The organism is Campylobacter canadensis (assembly GCF_013177655.1).
Taxonomy (GTDB): domain Bacteria; phylum Campylobacterota; class Campylobacteria; order Campylobacterales; family Campylobacteraceae; genus Campylobacter_E; species Campylobacter_E canadensis.
Genome location: NZ_CP035946.1, coordinates 772,162 through 792,225 on the forward strand (window position 1 = coordinate 772,162; position 20,064 = coordinate 792,225).

The 20,064-nt window shown below is 27.3% G+C and carries 19 protein-coding genes and 1 tRNA gene; 17 read left to right on the top strand and 3 right to left on the bottom strand.

What is annotated here, in order from left to right:
• Positions 1-6 precede the first annotated feature (6 nt).
• Complete coding sequence (locus tag CCANL266_RS03655; RefSeq protein WP_172231509.1) at positions 7-597, top strand: dethiobiotin synthase; 591 nt, start codon at positions 7-9, stop codon at positions 595-597.
• 12 nt (positions 598-609) lie between these two features.
• On the opposite strand, the gene lepB is transcribed toward CCANL266_RS03655, so the two are convergent.
• Positions 610-1,476 (bottom strand): signal peptidase I, encoded by an 867-nt coding sequence (lepB, locus tag CCANL266_RS03660; RefSeq protein ID WP_172231512.1) that lies wholly within the window; start codon positions 1,474-1,476, stop codon positions 610-612.
• Positions 1,469-2,311 (bottom strand): bifunctional 5,10-methylenetetrahydrofolate dehydrogenase/5,10-methenyltetrahydrofolate cyclohydrolase, encoded by an 843-nt coding sequence (locus tag CCANL266_RS03665; RefSeq protein ID WP_172231515.1) that lies wholly within the window; start codon positions 2,309-2,311, stop codon positions 1,469-1,471. The genes lepB and CCANL266_RS03665 overlap by 8 nt, the downstream gene beginning before the upstream one ends.
• A gap of 60 nt (positions 2,312-2,371) precedes the next feature.
• On the opposite strand from CCANL266_RS03665, the gene CCANL266_RS03670 reads away from it, so the two are divergent.
• Genes CCANL266_RS03670 through CCANL266_RS03680 form a run of 3 tightly spaced genes read left to right on the top strand, consistent with a single transcriptional unit; the run spans position 2,372 to position 4,188 of the window.
• Entirely contained in the window at positions 2,372-2,713 is a 342-nt protein-coding gene (locus tag CCANL266_RS03670) for a c-type cytochrome (RefSeq protein WP_172231517.1), read from the top strand.
• Positions 2,703-3,977 (top strand): glutamate-1-semialdehyde 2,1-aminomutase, encoded by a 1,275-nt coding sequence (hemL, locus tag CCANL266_RS03675; RefSeq protein WP_172231520.1) that lies wholly within the window; start codon positions 2,703-2,705, stop codon positions 3,975-3,977. The genes CCANL266_RS03670 and hemL overlap by 11 nt, the downstream gene beginning before the upstream one ends.
• Complete coding sequence (locus CCANL266_RS03680) at positions 3,970-4,188, top strand: AtpZ/AtpI family protein (protein ID WP_172231523.1); 219 nt, start codon at positions 3,970-3,972, stop codon at positions 4,186-4,188. Before hemL ends, CCANL266_RS03680 begins: the two co-directional genes overlap by 8 nt.
• Here CCANL266_RS03680 and CCANL266_RS03685 read toward each other — a convergent pair.
• Positions 4,185-4,547 (bottom strand): histidine triad nucleotide-binding protein, encoded by a 363-nt coding sequence (locus tag CCANL266_RS03685; RefSeq protein ID WP_172231526.1) that lies wholly within the window; start codon positions 4,545-4,547, stop codon positions 4,185-4,187. The two genes, CCANL266_RS03680 and CCANL266_RS03685, sit on opposite strands and share 4 nt — an antisense overlap.
• 75 nt (positions 4,548-4,622) lie before the next feature.
• Between CCANL266_RS03685 and CCANL266_RS03690 the strand changes: the two genes are divergently transcribed.
• The 13 genes from CCANL266_RS03690 (at position 4,623) to guaC (ending at position 20,044) form a co-directional block, all read left to right on the top strand.
• A complete protein-coding gene (locus CCANL266_RS03690) occupies positions 4,623-5,615 on the top strand; it encodes a phenylalanine--tRNA ligase subunit alpha (protein WP_172231529.1) in 993 nt (330 codons plus the stop codon).
• Entirely contained in the window at positions 5,612-7,924 is a 2,313-nt protein-coding gene (gene pheT, locus CCANL266_RS03695) for a phenylalanine--tRNA ligase subunit beta (protein WP_172231532.1), read from the top strand. Before CCANL266_RS03690 ends, pheT begins: the two co-directional genes overlap by 4 nt.
• Positions 7,921-9,204, top strand: coding sequence for a 3-phosphoshikimate 1-carboxyvinyltransferase (gene aroA / locus CCANL266_RS03700; protein WP_172231535.1), 1,284 nt, complete (start codon positions 7,921-7,923; stop codon positions 9,202-9,204). Before pheT ends, aroA begins: the two co-directional genes overlap by 4 nt.
• Positions 9,194-10,027, top strand: coding sequence for a 4-hydroxy-3-methylbut-2-enyl diphosphate reductase (locus CCANL266_RS03705; protein WP_172231538.1), 834 nt, complete (start codon positions 9,194-9,196; stop codon positions 10,025-10,027). Before aroA ends, CCANL266_RS03705 begins: the two co-directional genes overlap by 11 nt.
• Before the next feature lie 77 nt (positions 10,028-10,104).
• Positions 10,105-11,733: a 30S ribosomal protein S1 gene (locus CCANL266_RS03710; protein ID WP_172231541.1), complete on the top strand. Its 1,629-nt coding sequence runs from the start codon at positions 10,105-10,107 to the stop codon at positions 11,731-11,733.
• Positions 11,734-11,742: 9 nt separating this feature from the next.
• Positions 11,743-12,225 (top strand): hypothetical protein, encoded by a 483-nt coding sequence (locus CCANL266_RS03715; protein WP_172231544.1) that lies wholly within the window; start codon positions 11,743-11,745, stop codon positions 12,223-12,225.
• Between the two features lie 8 nt (positions 12,226-12,233).
• Positions 12,234-14,873 carry a DNA polymerase I gene (gene polA, locus CCANL266_RS03720; protein ID WP_172231547.1) on the top strand — a complete coding sequence of 880 codons (2,640 nt, stop codon included), beginning with the start codon at positions 12,234-12,236 and terminating at the stop codon, positions 14,871-14,873.
• An 11-nt stretch (positions 14,874-14,884) separates the two neighbouring features.
• Positions 14,885-16,012, top strand: coding sequence for a GGDEF domain-containing protein (locus CCANL266_RS03725; protein ID WP_172231550.1), 1,128 nt, complete (start codon positions 14,885-14,887; stop codon positions 16,010-16,012).
• A gap of 34 nt (positions 16,013-16,046) precedes the next feature.
• A complete protein-coding gene (gene motA, locus CCANL266_RS03730) occupies positions 16,047-16,820 on the top strand; it encodes a flagellar motor stator protein MotA (RefSeq protein ID WP_172231553.1) in 774 nt (257 codons plus the stop codon).
• Positions 16,821-16,822: 2 nt separating this feature from the next.
• Positions 16,823-17,551: a flagellar motor protein MotB gene (gene motB, locus CCANL266_RS03735; RefSeq protein WP_172231556.1), complete on the top strand. Its 729-nt coding sequence runs from the start codon at positions 16,823-16,825 to the stop codon at positions 17,549-17,551.
• A 76-nt stretch (positions 17,552-17,627) separates the two neighbouring features.
• Positions 17,628-17,704: transfer RNA gene (locus CCANL266_RS03740), tRNA-Ile, on the top strand.
• A 22-nt stretch (positions 17,705-17,726) separates the two neighbouring features.
• Positions 17,727-19,061, top strand: a complete 1,335-nt coding sequence (locus CCANL266_RS03745) for an oligopeptide:H+ symporter (RefSeq protein ID WP_172231559.1) — start codon at positions 17,727-17,729, stop codon at positions 19,059-19,061.
• Positions 19,055-20,044 carry a GMP reductase gene (gene guaC, locus CCANL266_RS03750; RefSeq protein ID WP_172231562.1) on the top strand — a complete coding sequence of 330 codons (990 nt, stop codon included), beginning with the start codon at positions 19,055-19,057 and terminating at the stop codon, positions 20,042-20,044. Before CCANL266_RS03745 ends, guaC begins: the two co-directional genes overlap by 7 nt.
• The last annotated feature ends 20 nt before the right edge of the window (positions 20,045-20,064 follow it).

A 20,064-nucleotide genomic window follows, 5' to 3' on the forward strand; every position in this document is an offset into this window, starting at 1 on the left:
AAAATAATGCAAATTTATGTAAGTGGAATACATACTGATGTAGGAAAAACACATTTTAGTGCAGCTTTTTGTGCGAATTTTAACTATGATTATTTTAAACTCATTCAAGCAGGAAGTCCAACAGATAGCGAGTTGATTGCAAAATTTAGCCCAAAAACAAAGATTTTTAAAGAAGGTATTTTTTTACAAACCCCAGCTTCTCCTCATCTTGGAAAAATCAAAGAAAAACTTGATTATAAAGCCTTAGATATTATTTTACCAAAAAGCAAGAACCTGCTTATTGAGCTTGCGGGTGGGCTTTTTTCTCCTATGGATGAAAATTACACTATGATTGATTTTATGGCTTTAAATAAAAGAGCAAGTATTTTAGTAGCAAAATACTATCTTGGAAGTATTAATCATATTTTACTTAGCATTGAAGCTTTAAAGCAAAGAAATATCAATATTTTAGCCCTTGTGATGATGGGTAAAAAAGATATCTTACAAGATGATTTTATAAAAAATTATGCAAAAATTCCTATAATTAATCTTGATTTTTTTGATGAAAATAGCATTTTAAATGAAGATTTTAAAGAGCAAATGCAAAGAATTTTGTAAGTTTGCATACAATTAATCTATTGTATGCAAAATATGGTCATTTAAGTTTGTATAATATTCGTTATCTTGTAAAGTTTGCACACTTTTAAACATTCTTTCCCAACGAAAATTATAATCATCATCCCAACTAAGATACACAAACCAAGGCTTACCTTCAATATATTTATAATCAACAGAACCCCAAAAGCGACTATCGTTTGAATGGTCTCTATTATCTCCCATCATAAAATATTTTTCACTAGGTACTTTGTAATAATAAATAGGTAGATTATTATCTATCCCTGATATTTTAGGCAATAAAACCATAGGAGATTTAGAGCTATTAACAGCCATAAAAAGCTCTTTATCAAAATCAATTTCGCCATTATTTAGTTGTCTATTTTTTTGGTCATAGCTTATACCAGGAAATTTATAAGGTTCTTTTACAAAAAGTCTATTATTTAACATAACTAAATCTTCTTTTGCATAATTGTTTTTCATATATTCATCGCCTTCTTTCATTCTTACATAAAGAGTTTTATCGTTAAATATGATTTCATCATCTCCTAATGCAACGCATCTTTTTACAAAATGAATTTTATTATTATAAGGAAAGCGAAAAACTACTATATCGCCTCTTTTTGGACCATCAGAGCTTATTAAATGCCCATTTTTATTAAAATCAGGCAGAAGTGGGATTTCTAAGAAAGGAATATGTGGAATTGGAATTCCGTATGAAAATTTTTTTACAAATAAATGGTCGCCTATTAAAAGTGTTCTCATCATAGAACCGCTTGGTATTGTAAATGCTTGTGCTATAAAAGCCATAAACAATAATACAAATATTATTGTCCCAGTCCAAGAATTATAAAATTTTATAAATTTTTGAAATTTAGTCATTGTTTTTTTCCTTATATGATTTTAAAGTATTAAACATCAAAGCAGCAATTGTCATAGGTCCTACGCCGCCAGGAACAGGGCTAATTGCTTTAATTTTATTAGCTACTTTTTCATAATTTATATCACCACTAATTAATTTATTGTTTTCTTTTTTGCAAATTCCAACATCAATTGCAATAGCATTTTCATTAAAAAAACTATCATCTAGCAAGTGTAAAACCCCAGTAGCGCTTATTATTATATCAGCATTTAAAGTATAATCTTTTAAATTCTTTGTTAATTTATGACAAATGCTAACACTAGCACCTTTATTTAAAAGCATTGCTGCTAGCGGTCTACCCACTATAATACTATCGTTTATAATACAAATATTTTTAGCTTTTACTTCAATATTATAATGCTCAAGTAGCATCATTATGCCTAAAGGTGTTGCAGGGTAAAAATAAGGAGTATCATTAGAAAGCAACAAGCCAAGATTAGTGGGACTAAAGCCATCTACATCTTTTTTAGCACTGATTTTTTTAATAATTTTTTTTGTATCAATATGTGCTGGTAAGGGTAGTTGTACTAAAATTCCATTAACTTCATCGTTAGAATTTAATTCATCAATTAGTTTTAATAAATCCTCTTCTTTGTAGTTTTTATCTAGCTTATAATCAATACTTTTTATATCCACTTCATTGCAAGTTTTTATTTTTTTATTAACATAAACACTGCTTGCATAATCATCTCCTACTAAAATTACAGCCAAGCAAGGCTTGTTTTTTAAAGTTTTTATTTCTAGTGATATATTATTTAAAATATTTTTGCTTAATTTTTTTCCATCTAATATCAATTCTTAACCTTTATAAAAATAAAAAGTGTATTATATTTTTAAAAAACAACGGATAATCAAATGAAATATATTTTAATATTTTTTTGCTTTTATTTATTTGCTGATACTGATTTTTTAAGCAAAGAAGAATATCAATTAAGTTTATATAAAAATCCAAGAGGTATTGGTTGTGATAAATGCCACGGTTTAGATGGAAGTGAGCAGGTTTTTTCAAGTTATATAGAAAATAAAGTAAAAAAAGAAGTTGTTATTCCAAGTATAAAAGATATTTCATATAATAGATTTTATGATACTCTTACAAAAAAAAATAAGAGCAAATTAATGCCAAATTATTATTTAACAGATAATGAGATAAAAAATTTATATTTATATTTACAAAAAAGGATAAAAAATGACGAATAAACAAGCATTCAAAGAAGCACAAGAACTAATAGCAGGTGGGGTTAATTCTCCTGTGAGAGCTTTTAAAAGCGTTGGCAGTGAGCCGATTTTTATACAAAAAGCAAAAGATGCTTATGTGTATGATATCGAGGGTAAAAAATATTTAGACTTTGTTCAAAGCTATGGCCCTTGTATTTTTGGTCATGCTGATAATGATATTACAAATGCAATTTATGAAGCAGCAAAAAATGGTACAAGTTATGGTGCGCCAACTCTTTTAGAAAGTGAGTTAGCAAGTATGATAATTGATATTTATCCAATAGAGCAAATTCGTTTTGTAAATAGTGGCACTGAAGCAACTATGAGTGCTATTAGACTTGCTCGTGCATTTAGCAAGCGTGATGGACTTATTAAATTTGATGGTTGCTATCACGGACACGCTGATATGCTGCTTGTAAATGCTGGTAGCGGTTTAGCTACTTTTAATACACCTAGCTCAAGCGGTGTTAGTAAAAATGCGGTAAAAGATACTTACACAGCAGTTTATAACGATATAAATAGTGTAAAAGAGCAAATTAATTTAGCAAGAAAAAATAACAGCGATATAGGTGTAATCATCATTGAACCAATTGCAGGAAATATGGGTTTTATTCCTGCTAAAAAAGAATTTTTACAGGATTTAAGAAAATTATGTGATGAAGAAAAAATTGTCTTAATTTTTGATGAGGTTATGAGTGGTTTTAGGGCTGCTTATGGTGGAGCTTGCGAAATTTATGATATTAAACCTGATATGATTTGTTTTGGAAAGGTTATTGGTGGTGGCTTACCTGTTGGTGCTTATGCTGCTAGCAAAGAAATTATGCAGTTATTAAGTCCAATAGGCAGCGTATATCAAGCTGGTACTTTAAGTGGAAATCCTTTGGCAATGTCAGCTGGTATTGCTACTTTTAAAAAGTTAAAAAAGCAAGATTATAAAACACTAGCTGCAGTGGCTAAAGAATTATGTGATTTTATGAATGAATATGCTAAAGAAAATAATATTAGCCTATGCGCTAAAAATATTGGCTCAATGTTTGGCTTTTTCTTTTTAGATGAATATCCAAATAATTATGACGAGGCTAAAAAAAGTGATACAAATAAATTTGCAAGATTTCATAAAAAAATGCTTGAAAATGGAATTAATTTAGCACCTTCAACCTACGAAACAGCCTTTGTTTGCCTTAGTATGAAAGAAGAACAAATTAAGGAATTTAAAGAAGCATTTAAAAAGGCTATTTGTGAATAATAAAAAAGATAAAGATTTAAATATTTTTGTGCTTTTTCTTAAAGAATCTAGCTTAGGAATTAGTATTGTAGTTGCTATTTTATTAGGAATAGGGCTAGGAATGCTTTTAGCAAAAATTCACAAAGCATTATTTATTGTAGGAGTATTTTTTGGGCTTTGTGCTGCAGGGCTTAATATTTATAGAGCTTATAAAGATATTACGAAGGATTAAAATAATCCTTCATTGTTTTCATCAACCTTCGGTATAAAAAGCTTTAAGCCACCAAGCATATGAAAATGTAAATGAAATACTTCTTGTCCAGCATCAGCACCATTATTTGTAAGTAGCTTATAACCGCTTTTATCTAAGCCAAGTTTTACCGCAACTTCTTGAATAAAAGTTGTCATCTTTGCCATTGTTTGCGCATCAACTTCTTGAAAATTAGTAAATCTTTTTTTAGGGATTATTAAAATATGAACAGGAGCTTTTGGATTAATATCGTGAAAAGCTAAAAATTCTTCATTTTCTAAAACCTTATTTGATGGTAAAATACCAGCAACAATTTTTTCAAAAACATTTAAATTACTCATTTTTATTCCTTTTTGTTTTCAATTTGTAAAAAATTTACATTAAAATTGTTAAAAATCAAACAAAAAGGTTATAAATTGGAAGATTTATTAAAAAGTATAGAGTTATGTAAAAATACAGATGAGCTTGAAAAGCTAAAAGTATTTGTATTTGGAAAAAAAGGTGCAATTACTGCAGAATTTGCTAAATTAAAAGATTTAGAAGGTGATGAAAAAAAAGAAAAAGCTAAAATTTTAAATGAATTTAAAGAAAAATTCAATTTAGAATTTGATGCAAAATTTGCAGAGCTTAAAGAAAAAGAAATCAAAGAAGCGGAATTAAAAGACGCTTTTAATTTTACTTATTTTGATTTAAACGCTACTAAGGGTGCTTTTCATCCTATTATGAGTACTATGGATAAGATAATTGATTATTTTACAAGAATGAATTTTAGTCTTGAAGAAGGTCCTATTATTGAAGATGATTTTCATAATTTTGAAGCTTTAAATCTTCCAAAATTTCACCCAGCTAGAGATATGCAAGATACTTTTTATTTTGCAAATTCATTATTGCTTAGAACTCAAACTAGTCCAGTTCAAATAAGAACAATGCAAAATACAAAGCCACCTATTAGAATGATAGCGCCTGGTGCTGTTTTTAGAAGAGATTTTGATATGACGCACACACCAATGTTTCATCAAATTGAAATGCTTGTTGTAGAGCCAAATAATAATGTATCTTTTGCTAATTTAAAATCAATTTTAGAAGAATTTTTAAAATATATGTTTGGTGATGTTAAAGTACGCTTTCGTCCTAGTTTTTTTCCTTTTACAGAACCTAGTGCTGAGGTAGATATTTCTTGTGTGTTTTGTAATTGCAAAGGTTGTAGAGTTTGTAAAAATACAGGTTATATTGAAGTTATGGGCTGTGGTATGGTGCATCCTGCTGTATTTAATAATGTTGGTTATAAAAATTGCAGTGGTTATGCTTTTGGACTTGGGGTTGAAAGATTTGCAATGTTAATACATAAAATACCTGATTTAAGGTCTTTATTTGAAGGCGATAAAAGATTATTGGAGCAGTTTAAATGATAATAAGTAGAAATTGGTTAAATGAATTTATAGATTTAAAAGAAATTAGCACTGATGAGCTTGTAAAAACCCTTAATTCTATAGGTTTAGAGGTTGATAGTGTTAAAAAAATTACAGTTCCAAAAGATGTTGTTGTCGCAAAGGTTTTAAGTAAAGAAAAGCACCCTGATGCTGATAAATTAAGTATTTGTATGCTTGATATTGGAACAGAAAGCTTACAAGTTGTTTGCGGTGCAAAAAATGTTGCTGAAGGAGAGTTTGTAGCATTAAGCAAAATAGGTGCTTGTGTTAATGATATGCTTATAAAACAATCAAAGTTAAGAGGTGTTGATAGTTATGGAATGATTTGTTCATCAACAGAACTTGGCTTGGCTAAAATTAATGATGGTATAATGATTTTAGATGATAGTATAGGTGAGCTTGTTTTAGGAAAACAATTATGTGAATATGAAATTTTTAATGATGAATTAATAGAAATAGAGCTTACTCCAAATCGTGGAGACTGCTTAAGTATCAACGGTATCGCAAGAGACTTAAGTGCAGCTTTAGAAATAAATTTAAAAGAAAAGCTTGTATTTAAAGATGGAGAAAAAACAGAAGGGATAAAAAGAATTTTAAATGTGCATTTTGATGGCGAGGTAAATTCACATTTTAATATAAAGGCATTTGAGCTTGAAGAAGAAATAAATCCATCGTTTAAAATATTATTTAGACTAGCTTGCGTTGATGCTTTAAAAGATAATTCTATACTTAATTTATTAGAATATGCAATACACGCTAGTGGGGTTGTGATTAATGCTTATGATTTTGCTAAAATTTCAAAAAATGATGAACAAACAACAAAAATAAGCGTAATAAAAAAAGAAAATGATGAATGCGCTATTTTAACCGAAGATAAAAAAGAAATAGGTGTTGCTGGTATTTATCAAAATAAAGATTTTACTATTAGTAACGAAAGTAAAAAAATTCTAATTGTGGCTAGTCATACAAATCCTAATATTATTGCAAATTCATATAAAAAATATAAAGATTGTGATATTTACAGAAGTTTTAGGGGTAGTGAGCCAGATTTAAATATAGGTGTTGATTATTTATTTAATATTTTACAAAATATACCTAAGCTTAAATTATATGGTTCATCTTGTCAAAATAATTTTGCTAAGGAAAAAATCTCAATTAGTTTTAATTTAAGTGAAATTAATAATAAAATAGGGCATATTTTTGAAAGAAACTATGTAGCTGATTTATTAAAAAGATTAAATTATGAATTAAATAGTGCTGAAGATAATATTTTTGTTAAAGTTCCATATTATCGTCATGATATTAAAAATAGTGCAGATATTAGCGAAGAAATTGTAAGAATTTTTGGTATTGATAATGTAAAGGCAAAAGCTTTAACTTACACAGAAAGCAATAAAACAAATAATACCTATTTAGCTTATAAAAAAGCATTAGCTTTAAGACAAAATGCGGTTAATTGTGGTTATTTTGAAAGTGTTTCTTATGTATTTGAAAGTAAAGAATTTTTAGATAAATTAAATATGCCATATATTAAAAATGAAATAATTAATCCAATATCAAATGAATTTAACACATTGCGTTCTAGTGTTGTAAGTAGTTTAATTAAACAAGCGATTTTTAATTTTAATAATGCTTATAAGGGTATAAAATTATTTGAGTTAGGCATAGCAGTTGATGAAAATTCAAAAGAAAATAAATATTTTGCCTTAATTAATTCAGGTTTATATCAAAGTGCAAATCTTAAAAATAATGCAAAAGGGCTTTTAATAGACTTTTTTACATTTTTACAAGATTTAAAAAATATCTTAGGTGATTTTGAATTAAGAACTAGCACTAATTTTTTATTAAGCGAAGCAGAAAGATGTGATATTTATAAAAACGGTAAAAATATTGGTTTTGCAGGAAGATTGAACGCAACTTTATGCGATGAATTTAAATTGCCAAGAACTTATGTGGCACAAATTAATGTAAACGAATATACAAAAGAACATATTGAAGCTAAAGCTTATTCTAAATTCCCAGGAACAAGTAGAGATTTAAGTATTTTAGTGCCTAAAAATTATGATTATAATATTTTAAAGAATTTCTTATTATCTTTAAAAATCAATAATTTAAAAGAATTTAAAATTATTGATTTATACAAAGATTCTAGCTTGGGAGAATTTGAAAGTTTAAGCATTAATTTTGAGTTTATTTCTTTTAATGGTGCTTTAAAAAATGAAGATATTAATAACGAAATGAATTTAATTATTGAAAAACTTCAAGAATTAGGATTAAAATTAAGATGAAAATTAAATTAGATAATAAAGCCTTTAATGTTAGCTTAGAAAATATTGCAGCGGATAAATCAATATCTCATCGTTGTGCTATTTTTTCTTTACTTTGTAAAGAAAGTTCTTATGTTAAAAATTATCTTTTTGCACAAGATTGTATGCATACTTTAGAGATTATCAAGCAACTTGGAGCAGTTGTTGAGAATGAAAATGGGGTATTAAAAATAACCCCACCTAAGCAAATAAAAATTCCAGATTCTATTTTAGAATGCGGTAATTCAGGTACGCTAATGCGTCTTATGATAGGTTTTTTATCTTGTATTGATGGTGTTTTTGTTTTAAGTGGAGATAAGTATTTAAATGCAAGACCTATGAAAAGAGTAAGTGCATTATTAAATAAACTTGGAGCTAATATTTATGGAAGAGATGATGCTAACTTAGCTCCATTATTTATAAAAGGCTCTAAATTAGATTATTTTGAGTACGATAATGTTTTAAAATCTGCTCAAGTAAAAAGTGCTTTAATATTAGCAGCATTATTTTCTAAAGGTTGTATTATTAATGAAGATGAAAAAACAAGAGACCATAGTGAAAATTTATTAAAATTAATGCAAGCACCAATTAAGATTGATGGTAATAAAATTATTGTAGAAGCTTTAAATGATAAAAAACTAAAAGCATTTAATGTAACAGTTCCAAACGACCCATCATCAGCATTTTTCTACGCAGTTTTGTGTGCTATTAGTAAAGATAGTACTTTAGTTTTAAAAAATATGCTTTTAAATAAAACTAGGATTGAAGCGTATAAGGTATTAGAGAAAATGGGTGCTAATATAAAATATGAACTTTGCGAAGAAGGAGCTGAACAAATAGGCACAATAACAATAAAAAGCGCTCCGTTAAAAGCGGTTTGTGTTGATGAGAATATATCTTGGTTAATAGATGAAATTCCTGCTTTATCAATTGCATTTGCCTATGCAAAAGGAACAAGTATTGTAAAAAATGCAAAAGAATTAAGAGTTAAAGAAAGTGATAGGATTAAAGCTATTTTATATAATTTAAATTCCTTAGGTTTTGAAACTAATGAATTTGAAGATGGCTTTAGTGTTATTGGTTTTTCAAGTACAAAAAAAGAAAGTCTTATTAATACTTTTGGCGACCATAGAATTGCTATGAGTTTTTCTTTGCTTGCAAGAGATTTTGATATAAAAATTGATGATGTTGAGTGTGTAAAAAGTTCTTTTGTAAATTTTTATGATATATTAAAAGAATTTGGAGCAAAATATGCAGATTAAACTAGCTAGTAGTTATGGTTTTTGTTTTGGAGTAAAAAGAGCAATTAAACAAGCAGAAAAAACAAAAGATGCAGCTACTATTGGACCTTTAATTCACAATAATGATGAAATTAAAAGATTAAAAAGTGATTTTAATGTAAGTACACTTGAAAATATTTCAGAATTAAGCAATGAATCAAAGGCTATTATTAGAACTCACGGTATTACAAAAAGTGATTTAGAACTTTTAAAAAAAAGTAATAGGCAAATAATTGATGCAACTTGCCCTTTTGTAAAAAAACCACAAGAAATTGTTGAAAAAATGAGTAATGAAGGCTATGAAATAGTGATTTTTGGAGATAAAAATCATCCTGAAGTAAAAAGTGTGCGTTCTTATGCAAGTACAAATACTTATGTAGTTTTAGATGAAGAAGAATTAAAAGATGTGCTTATTAAAAATAAAGTCGTTTTAGTTTCACAAACAACTAAAAAAGTAGAGAATTTTATGAAAATTGCAAATTATTTAATTGCAAATGTAAAAGAAGTGCGTATTTTTAATACTATTTGCGACGCAACTTTTAAAAATCAAGAAGCAGTTAGACAGCTATCAAAAGAAAGCGATGTAATGATAATCATCGGTGGAAAAAGCAGCTCAAATACAAAACAACTTTATGTTATTGCTAAAGAAAATTGCAATGATAGTTATTTAATTGAAAATGAAAGCGAGATTGATTATTCTTGGTTTAATAACAAAACTTTATGCGGTATTAGTGCTGGTGCTAGTACTCCAAATTGGATTATAGAAAAAGTTATTGAAAAAATTAAAAAAAATATTACAAATTAATGCTTTTGTAATTTTTTTTTACTATCATCATAGGACAAATCACTAATATTTGTTTAATTTTAATTAAAAGGACCAAAATGGCGAAGGTAAATGGAGCAGAGCAAATGGAAGATTTTGCAAAATTGCTAGAAGAATTTGATAATGGAGGAGATGAAAATACTTCTATAATTGATGGAATTATTGTAGATATTGTAAATGATGAGGTTTTAGTTGATATTAAAGATAAAACTGAAGGTGTTTTAAATATTGATGAGATTACAAAAGACAATAAATTAATTTTTAATAAAGGCGATAGTATTAAAGTTGCTATTATTGGAAGCAGTGCAGGTAGAAAAAGACTATCTTACAAAAAAGCAATAAGAAAAGAAAAAACATTAAATTTTATTGCACAATATGATGAGAACACTGATTATCCTGCTTTTGAAGTAAGGTGTATTTCTTCAAATTCTAATGGATTTAATGTTATTGATGCAAATGAAGTTGAATATTTTTTACCAAAATCACAAAATATTACAAAAGATAGAAATTTAAATGGTAAAAAATTTAAAGTTAAAATTCTAAAAGTTAATTCAGATAACGTAATTGTTTCAAGAAAAAAAGTTAGCGATGAAGAAAGAAAACGCAAAAAAGAATTAATTGATTCAATAATTAATGGCGAACAAATTAAAGATGGTGTAGTAAGAAAAATCACTAGTTACGGTATGTTTGTTGATATTGGCGGAATTGATGGTTTAGTACATTATAGTGAAATCTCTTACAAAGGACCAGTAAATCCTAGCTCTTTATATAAAGAAGGAGATAGTGTTAAAGTTAAAATTGTAAATTACGATGAAAATAAAAAACATATTTCTTTATCTATAAAATCTGCTTTAAATGACCCTTGGGAAGAAATTAAAGACAATCTTGAAGTAGGAGATGTATTAAAAGTTGTAGTTTCAAATATTGAAAATTACGGAGCTTTTGTAGATTTAGGTAATGATATTGAAGGCTTTTTACATATTAGTGAAATTTCTTGGGATAAGAATATAAAAAATCCTAAAGAATATTTAAAAGAAGGTCAAGAAATTGAAGTTGAAGTAATTGAAATTGACTTTGAGCAAAGAAGATTAAGGGTATCATTAAGAACACTTTTACCAAAACCATTTGATGAATTTACTACTAATTTTAATGAAGGTGATGTGGTTGAAGGTGTTGTTAGCACTATAACTAACTTTGGTGCTTTTGTAAAAATTGGTAATATTGATGGCTTGTTGCATAATGATGATATTAGCTGGGAAAGAGCTGTTAGTGCTAAAGATAGTTTTAAAGTTGGCGATAGTCTTAAAGTTAAAATTAGAAAAATTGACCCAATAAACAGCAAAATCTCTTTAAGCATTAAACACTTAGAAGAAAGCCCTGTAAGTTTATATTTAAAAGAGCATAAAATAGGAGATATTGTTGAAGGTAAGGTAAGTGATATTAAAGATTTTGGTATCTTTGTAAGCTTAAGCGATAATGTTGATGGTTTTATAAAAAAAGAAGATTTAAGCGATACAGATGTTCAAGTAGGTGATAGCATAAAAGCTGCTTTAGTTAATGCTAAAAATGGTAAAATTCGCCTTAGTGTTAAAAGAATGGATATTCTTAAAACAAGAGAAGATTTAGATAAAATTAATTCTAATGATAAAATTACTATAGGTGATATTATTAAAGACCAACTGAACTAATAAAATATTATGAAAAAAAATATTTTATTTTCAGTATTTATTGGCATTTTATTTTTACTTATAATTATTTTAATGTTTGTTGGCAAGAGCGATTTAAGCCAGCAAACATTTACTTTTGATGATACAAATTTTTTTAATCAAAGTGAAAGCCAGAATAAAAAAAATACAAGTTGGTACAATACAACAAAAAATAATTCTAAAAAAGATTATTCAATTTTTGCAAATGAATTATATATGCACTTTGATTTAAAAAATTCTGATGATTTAGAAAAAAAGAAATTCTATCAAATTTTAATAGATAGAAATGACCCTTATTCTTTATTTTGTGTAAAACAAAATATTGACTCTTTAAAACTTAAATTTTTTTTATTAAATGCAAAAAATAATACTCAAATTTTTGTAGATTCTAGTGATATTTCTATTATTTATGTTTTAATAGAAAATTTAAAAGCGCAAAATATAAAATCAAGTTTTAAAGAAATATGGCTTTAGGAAGATAAATGAAAAAAATATTATTAGTAGATACATTTAATTTATTATTTCGCTCTTATTATAGTTTAAGCAATTTAAAAAACGCCAAATCTTTTCCAACAGGAATGATTTATGGCTTGGTAAATTTTATTGATAAATTAAGATTAGATAAAGATATTAGCAATGTGGTTTTTGCCTTAGAAAGCAACACCCCAACTTTTAGAAAACTTTTATTGCAAGAATATAAAGAAAATAGAAAAGAGTTAGATGAGGCATTAAGAGTGCAAATTCAGCCTTGTTTAGATATTTTGCAAAAGCTTGGTTTTTGTTGTGCTAGGATTGACGGCTTTGAGGCCGATGATGTTATTGCTAGTGTTTGCAAATATTCTCTTAGCAATAATTGTAAGGTTGAGATTTATTCTACTGATAAAGATTTATATCAATTATTAGTTAGCGATGATGTTTTAATGATAGGCAAAAACAATGAAAGTATAAAAGCAGCAGAATGTATTGAAAAATTTGGAGTAAAACCAGAGCAAATAGTTGATTATTTAGCTTTAGTTGGCGATAGTGCTGATAATTTTAAAGGAGTTAGCGGGGTTGGTCCTGCTGCTGCAAAAAGATTGCTTAATGAATTTAAAAGTTTAGATGGAATTTATTCTAATTTAAATGTTGTAGGTACAAAAGGTCTTATTACAAAACTAAGCAATGATAAAGATAGTGCTTATTTATCGCAAAAATTAGCAAAGCTAAAAGATGATTTAGATGTGAAAGATTTTTTTGAAAATTCTAAAAAACCTGAAGGTAATTTTTTAGTAAAAATTATTGATGAACTTGAAGAATATCAATTGTTTAAACATTTTAAAATTGCAAATGAGGCTTTAAAATCTCAAGATAAAATAGTTACGGCAAATAATGCAAATACAATAAATAATACAGATTATCCTATAAAAAATGCACTTTTATTGAACAATGATGAAAAGTTATTAGAAACTATAAACAATATTAAAGATGAGCTAATTGGTTTTGATACTGAAACTGATGGCTTGCAAAGCGATTGTAAAATTATTGGATTTTCTTTTTGTTATTTAAATAATTCTTTTTATGTTCCGATTAATCATAAAAACACTCAAAATATTTCACTAGCAGCAGCTAAAGAAGCTATTGCAAAGCTTTTTGAAAAAACTATTATAGGTCATAATTTAAAATTTGATTTTAAAGTAATAAAAAATAATTTTTCTATAAATTATCCTGCAAAGTATTATGATACTATGATTTTAGCTTGGTTGTTTAATCCTGAACAAAAACTAAGCTTAGATTATTTAAGTATGCAACTTTTTAATTATTCAACAACAGAATTTGAAAGTTTAGTTTCAAAAAATGAAAGCTTTGCTGATGTTGATATTAATGCAGCTTTGTCTTATGCTAGCGATGATGCTTATTTAACTTTAAGGATTTTTAACACCTTAAAAAATAAGATTGGTGTTGAACTTTTTAAGCAGTTTGAAAACGAATGCGAATTTATAAAAATTCTTATTTTAATGGAAGAAAATGGCATATATTTAAAAAAAGAAAAATTGTTATCTTTAGAAAATGAATTAAAAAAAGAACTAGAAGAATTGCAAAAGCATATTTTTAATATCGCAAAAAAAGAATTTAATCTTAATTCTCCAAAACAATTAGCACAAGTACTTTTTGAAGATTTAGGCATTGAAAGAGTAGCTAAAGATTCCACAAATGAAGCAGTATTAAATAAAATAAAACATCCAATAGCAGAATATCTAATTAATTATAGAAAATCGGTAAAAATTCTAAATACCTATGTAAAACCATTATTAGAATTGAATGTAAATAATTTAGATATTTATAATATTAAAACTAATTTTTTACAATGTGTAACAGCCACAGGAAGATTAGCTTCAAATAATCCAAATTTGCAAAATATTCCAGCAAGGGGTAAATGGGCTAAGGAATTAAAATCAGCCTTTATTGCAAAAGATGGATATAGTTTTTTAAGTCTTGATTATTCTCAAATTGAACTTAGAATGCTTGCACATTTTAGTAAAGATTACGCTTTATTAGATGCTTTTGCAAACAACGAAGATATTCACAAAAAAACAGCAATGCAAATTTTTTCTTATGTTGATGATGAAAAAAGAGCCTTTGCTAAAAGTATTAATTTTGGATTAATTTATGGAATGGGAGCTAAAAGATTAAGTGTAGAACTTGGCATTAGCTATTCGCAGGCAGCAGAGTATATAGAAAAATATTTTCAAGCCTTTCCTAGTGTTAAAGATTTTTTTGCTAGGGTAAAAAATGATGCTAAACAAAAAGGCTACATTCAAACCTTATTAAATAGAAAAAGATTTTTTACTTATGCAAATAGCGTTAGAGAAAATAACGCCTTTGATAGAGAAAGTGTAAATAGTATATTGCAAGGTTCAGCAGCGGATTTGATTAAATTTGCAATGATTAAGATTTATCCTTTATTAAATGATGATAAAAGATTATTATTGCAAATTCACGATGAGTTGATTTTTGAAGTAAAAGATGAGTTAATCCAAGATTTTTCTCAACAAATACAAAATATTATGCAAACTTGTATTAAACTTAATGTAGAATTAAAAACTAGTTTAAGTATAGCAAAGGATTGGGCGAATTTAAAATAAAGGAGTAAGTAATGCTAAGCTTGTTTAATTGGGGGAGAGAATATGAAACAAATTTAGAAAATGTTGATGCACAGCATTTTTATTTAGTAAATTTAATTAATGATATTATTGCTAAAAGTAGCGAAAAAACATTAAGTAAAATAGAATTAAATGAAGCTTTTGAAGGTATTTTAGAATATACAAATTATCATTTTTCTGAAGAAGAAAAATTAATGAAAGAAAAAAAGATTTATGATGATTTTTATAAAGAACATAAAAACAATCATAAGTTATTCATAGAGCAGGTAAAGCAATTTTATGCAGAAATTGGTGACAATGTTAGCTCAAACGCTCTTCAAAATTTGGTGGAATTTTTAATTTCTTGGCTTGGTTTTCATATACTTGGTCAAGATAAGATGATGGCAAAACAAATTGAACTTATTGATAAAGGTTTTGATGCACAAAGCGCTTATTATGAAGTTGCAAATTCTCAAAGTTCTCAAACTAGTCCATTAATAAAAGCTTTAAATGGCTTGTTAAATGTAGTGATTAAACGCAATAACGAGCTTTTAGAGTTAAAAAGAAATCTAGAGTTAAAAGTGCAAGAAAGAACAAGAGAATTATCAGAAAGTAACGATAAATTACAAGTTTTAGCCTTAAGCGATTCTCTTACAAAAATCGCAAATAGAAGGCAATTGTTTAATATAATGAAAATTATTTTAAAAGAAGCACAAACTCATAATTTTGTTACAAGCGGCGTTATGATTGATTTAGATAATTTTAAAGAAGTTAATGATAATTTTGGTCATGATATGGGCGATAAAGTCTTAATTGAATTTACAAATTTAATTAAAGAAAGTATAAGAACAGACGATATATTTGCTAGGCTAGGTGGAGATGAATTTTTTATTTTGCTTCCAAATACAGATTCAAAAGGTGCCTTTGTGCTAATGCAAAATATTTTAAATAAGATAATTAAAATGCGTGTTAGAGTTGGCGATGGAGAAAATGATTTTTGGAAATCTAGTGCAAGTATGGGAATAGCTACTATTTATGCGGATAATATAAAAGATGAAAATACTTTTATAAAGATGACTGATATAGCAGTTTATGAAGCTAAAAAAAGTGGTAAAAAATGTATTAAGATTTATAAAGATTAGATATTATTTAAAAAATTATTACTAAGGATAGAAATTGGATTTAACAACGATATTAGGTATGGTTCTTGCTATTACTTCTATTTCAGTAGGAGATATTTTAGAAGGCGGTAACCCTTTACATATTATTCACTTATCATCAGTTTTAATTGTTTTGCCTACGGCATTTTTTTCAGCTATGACTTCAACTAATAAGCACTTTGTAAAAGGTGCAATAAAGGAATTAAAGATTGTTTTTAAAGGTAGCGGAGTTCATATGCCGCATAGGATTGCACAGATTGTAGAATTTGCAATGATTGCAAGAAAAGATGGTCTTTTAGCTCTAGAAAGCAAGGTTGCTGAAATTGACAACGAGTATTTTAAAGGCGCTTTAATGATGCTTGTTGATGGTAAAGAAATTGAAGAAATTAAAGAAAGTATGGAATTACAAATAGAACTAAGCGAAGAATACTATCAAGAATGTTCAGAATTTTTTATTCGTGTTGGTGAAAGCTGCCCAACATTTGGTCTTGTTGGTGCGGTGTGTGGTCTTATGCTAGCTTTGCAATTACTTGATGACCCACAAGCTATGGCACAAGGTATTGCTGGTGCTTTTACAGCGACGGTTACTGGTATTTTTGGTGCTTATGCTTGTTTTGGTCCTTGGGGTAATAAAATAAAGGGAAATTCTCACGATATAGTTTTAGAGCAAAAAATGATTTTAGAAGGTGTTGTTGGCATTGCTCAAGGTGCAAATCCAAGAGATTTAGAAGCAAAGTTATTTTTATTCTTGCCTAAAGGTGAGAAGGTTAAATCTCAATTTGGTGAATAAAAATGGCTAAAAAGAAAAAATGCCCACCAAAACCGCCTTGTGAAAAATGGGCGGTTCCTTTAGCGGATTTCTTTTCATTATTGCTTGCATTATTTATTGCACTTTATGCTATTGCATCTGTTAATACAGATAAAGCAAAAGCTTTAACAAAAGAATTTGTTAAGATTTTTGATTTTCCAAGCACACAGGTTATGGATAAGCAAAGCAAAGATAGTAGCAAATACAAACAACAAAATGCTAGTGAGAATACTTCAAATAATACTCAAAGTATTAATCAGCAAGAAAGTATGGAAAAGCTAAAAGCCTTGCTTGACCAAAAAGAAAATCAATTTTATATGGAACTTCCTTCTATGATACTTTTTGCTAAAGGTTCAACTCAAGTTACAAATAGCGATGATTTGCTTTATTTAAAAAGAATAAAAATGATTTTACAAACTTTAGGAGAAGGCGTAAAACTTGAAATTCGTGGCTTTAGCGATAGTGATGATAGTTATTTAGCAAGTTTTGATTTAGCAACACAAAGAGCTAGAAATGTATTAGAATTATTAATAAAAAATGGTGTAAATCCAAGTAAATTAAGTATAAAAAGCCTTGGTTCAAATGACCCAAGATTTAGTAATGATAGCACTCAGGCTATAAAAAATAATAGGGTTGAATTGTTTTTTAGAACAGATGTAAATGATATTAAATCACAAAAAACAATTTTAGATGCAATAGGAAATATGAATTAAAATAGTGTAAAAAAAATTTATTTTTTTATTTTTTTTTAAGTTTAAAAGTATAGAATACGCTCTTTTAATTCAGTTCGGATTCATAGCTCAGTTGGTTAGAGCAACCGGCTCATAACCGGTTGGTCCCAGGTTCGAGTCCTGGTGAATCCACCACTTCTTATAAAAAGGGGTTGAGATGCAACCTAAATCAGATAAATCAGTTTTATTTAATATTTGTTATATTGAAGCCTTTGAAAGATTTGCTTATCTTGGCTTTAGCATTGTTTTTACCTTATATTTAATTGATGTTTTTCATATCAACAAAGGAATTGCAGGTACATATAGCGCTGCTTTTGGAGCTAGTATATATTTGTTTGGTATGATTGGCGCTTATTTAGGCAATTTTTTTCTAGGTTCTAAAAGATGTGTGTTTTATGGCTTATTGTTTTTATATTCTGGATATTTATTTTTATTGCTAGAAGAAGTATCTTATACAATAATAGCTTTAATGTTTTTATTGCTTGGTAGCTCGTTAATAAAAACAAATATTACAGCACTATTAGCAAAATATTATAGTATAAATACCCAATACGCCTTTAGTCTTTTTTATGTTTTTGTAAATATTGGCTGCTTTTTAGGTGTTTTACTAATAGGCTATATATCTCAAGTTTTATCTTATTTGTTTGCTTTTATATTAGCTGCAATTTCAATGCTAATTTGTATTTTAATTTATTTTAAAGCAGATAAAAACTTAGATAATGAAGAATTAAGCTTCGCATTTATAAAAGATTATAAAACATATATTTTGTTGGCTTTTATTGCATTTGCATGTACATTTGACATTTTTATTATTTCACAAATAATTAGTGTTTTAGCAATTTGTACTCCTATTTTTATTTATATTGGTATTTATAAAAAAAGTGAAAATAAAGCAAATTATAAAAAATTTGCAATTTTATGCCTTTGTGCTATATTTTTCTTTATGCTAATATTTCAGTGCTTTAACACATTAAGCATACTAAGCAGAGATAAAATCGATGCAAATTATTTTAATATTCAAATTCCAAGTACAACTTATATTTCGGCAATGTTTTTTACAGGTATTATTTTTGGTGGATTTTTTTCTAATCTTGTAAAAAAATATAATATTAATAATTATATTTTAATTTCTTTAAGTATGATGGTTGCAGCTTTTGTTTTTATTTTTATTGCATTTTTGAGCAAACAAAATAGTATAAATCCAATAATATTTTTAATTATCTATATGCTTCTTGGTATGGGTAATGTTGTTTTTGGGGCAATAGGATTAGATTTAAGTACAAAATTAAGCGATGAAAAATATAAAACAAGCTCATTAGGTTTATGGTTTTTATGTTCTGCTGCAGCACAAGGTATTGAAGGCATTATAGTTAAGTATTATGATAAATTTTCTAGTGAAGTTTATTTTGGCACTCAAGGTTTTTTTGTTTTCTTATGTGCTGTTATAATATTAGTATTTTCTAAAAAACTAAGTAAAGGATATAAATGTTAAATAATTTATTAGTATTTGATTATGAAGATGTGCAGCTAATTCCTGCAAAATGTATTGTAAATTCTAGGGCTGAATGCGATACAAGTGTTTGTTTAGGTAAAAGAAAATTTAAATTACCAGTTGTACCTGCAAATATGCAAACTATTATTGATGAAAAACTTGCAAAAGAATTAGCTAGTAAAGATTATTTTTATATTATGCACAGATTTAACCCAGATAGCAGAAAAAACTTTATTGCTGATATGAAAAATTCAAATCTATTTTCATCAATTTCAGTTGGTGTAAAAGAAGACGAATACGAATTTATTTTAGAATTATCAAAAGAAAAATTACTTCCTGATTATATAACAATTGATATAGCACACGGACATAGCGATAATGTAATAAAAATGATTAAACATATAAAAAAACATTTAAAAAATTCTTTTGTAATAGCAGGAAATGTAGGAACTCCAAATGCAGTAAGAGATTTAGAAAATGCAGGAGCTGATGCAACTAAGGTTGGTATTGGTCCAGGTAAGGTTTGTATTACAAAGCTTAAAACAGGTTTTGGTACAGGTGGATGGCAATTAGCAGCTTTAAGATGGTGCGCAAAAAGTGCAAAAAAACCAATTATTGCTGATGGTGGCATTAGAAATCATGGCGATGTTGCAAAAAGTATTCGTTTTGGAGCGAGTTTTGTGATGATTGGCTCTTTATTTAGTGGGCATTCTCAAAGCCCAGGAGAATGTATAGAAGTAGATGGCAAATTAATGAAAGAATATTATGGCTCAGCAAGCGAATTTCAAAAGGGTGAGAAAAAAAATGTAGAGGGTAAAAAAATGTATGTGCCTTTTAGAGGGGATATTTTTGAAACCTTATCTCATATGCAACAAGACTTGCAAAGTTCAATTTCTTATGCAGGTGGAAATAAATTAAGTGATATTTGCAAGGTTGATTATGTAGTAGTTAAAAATTCAATTTTTAATGGCGATAGCATTTAAAAAAATTATGTAATATAAAA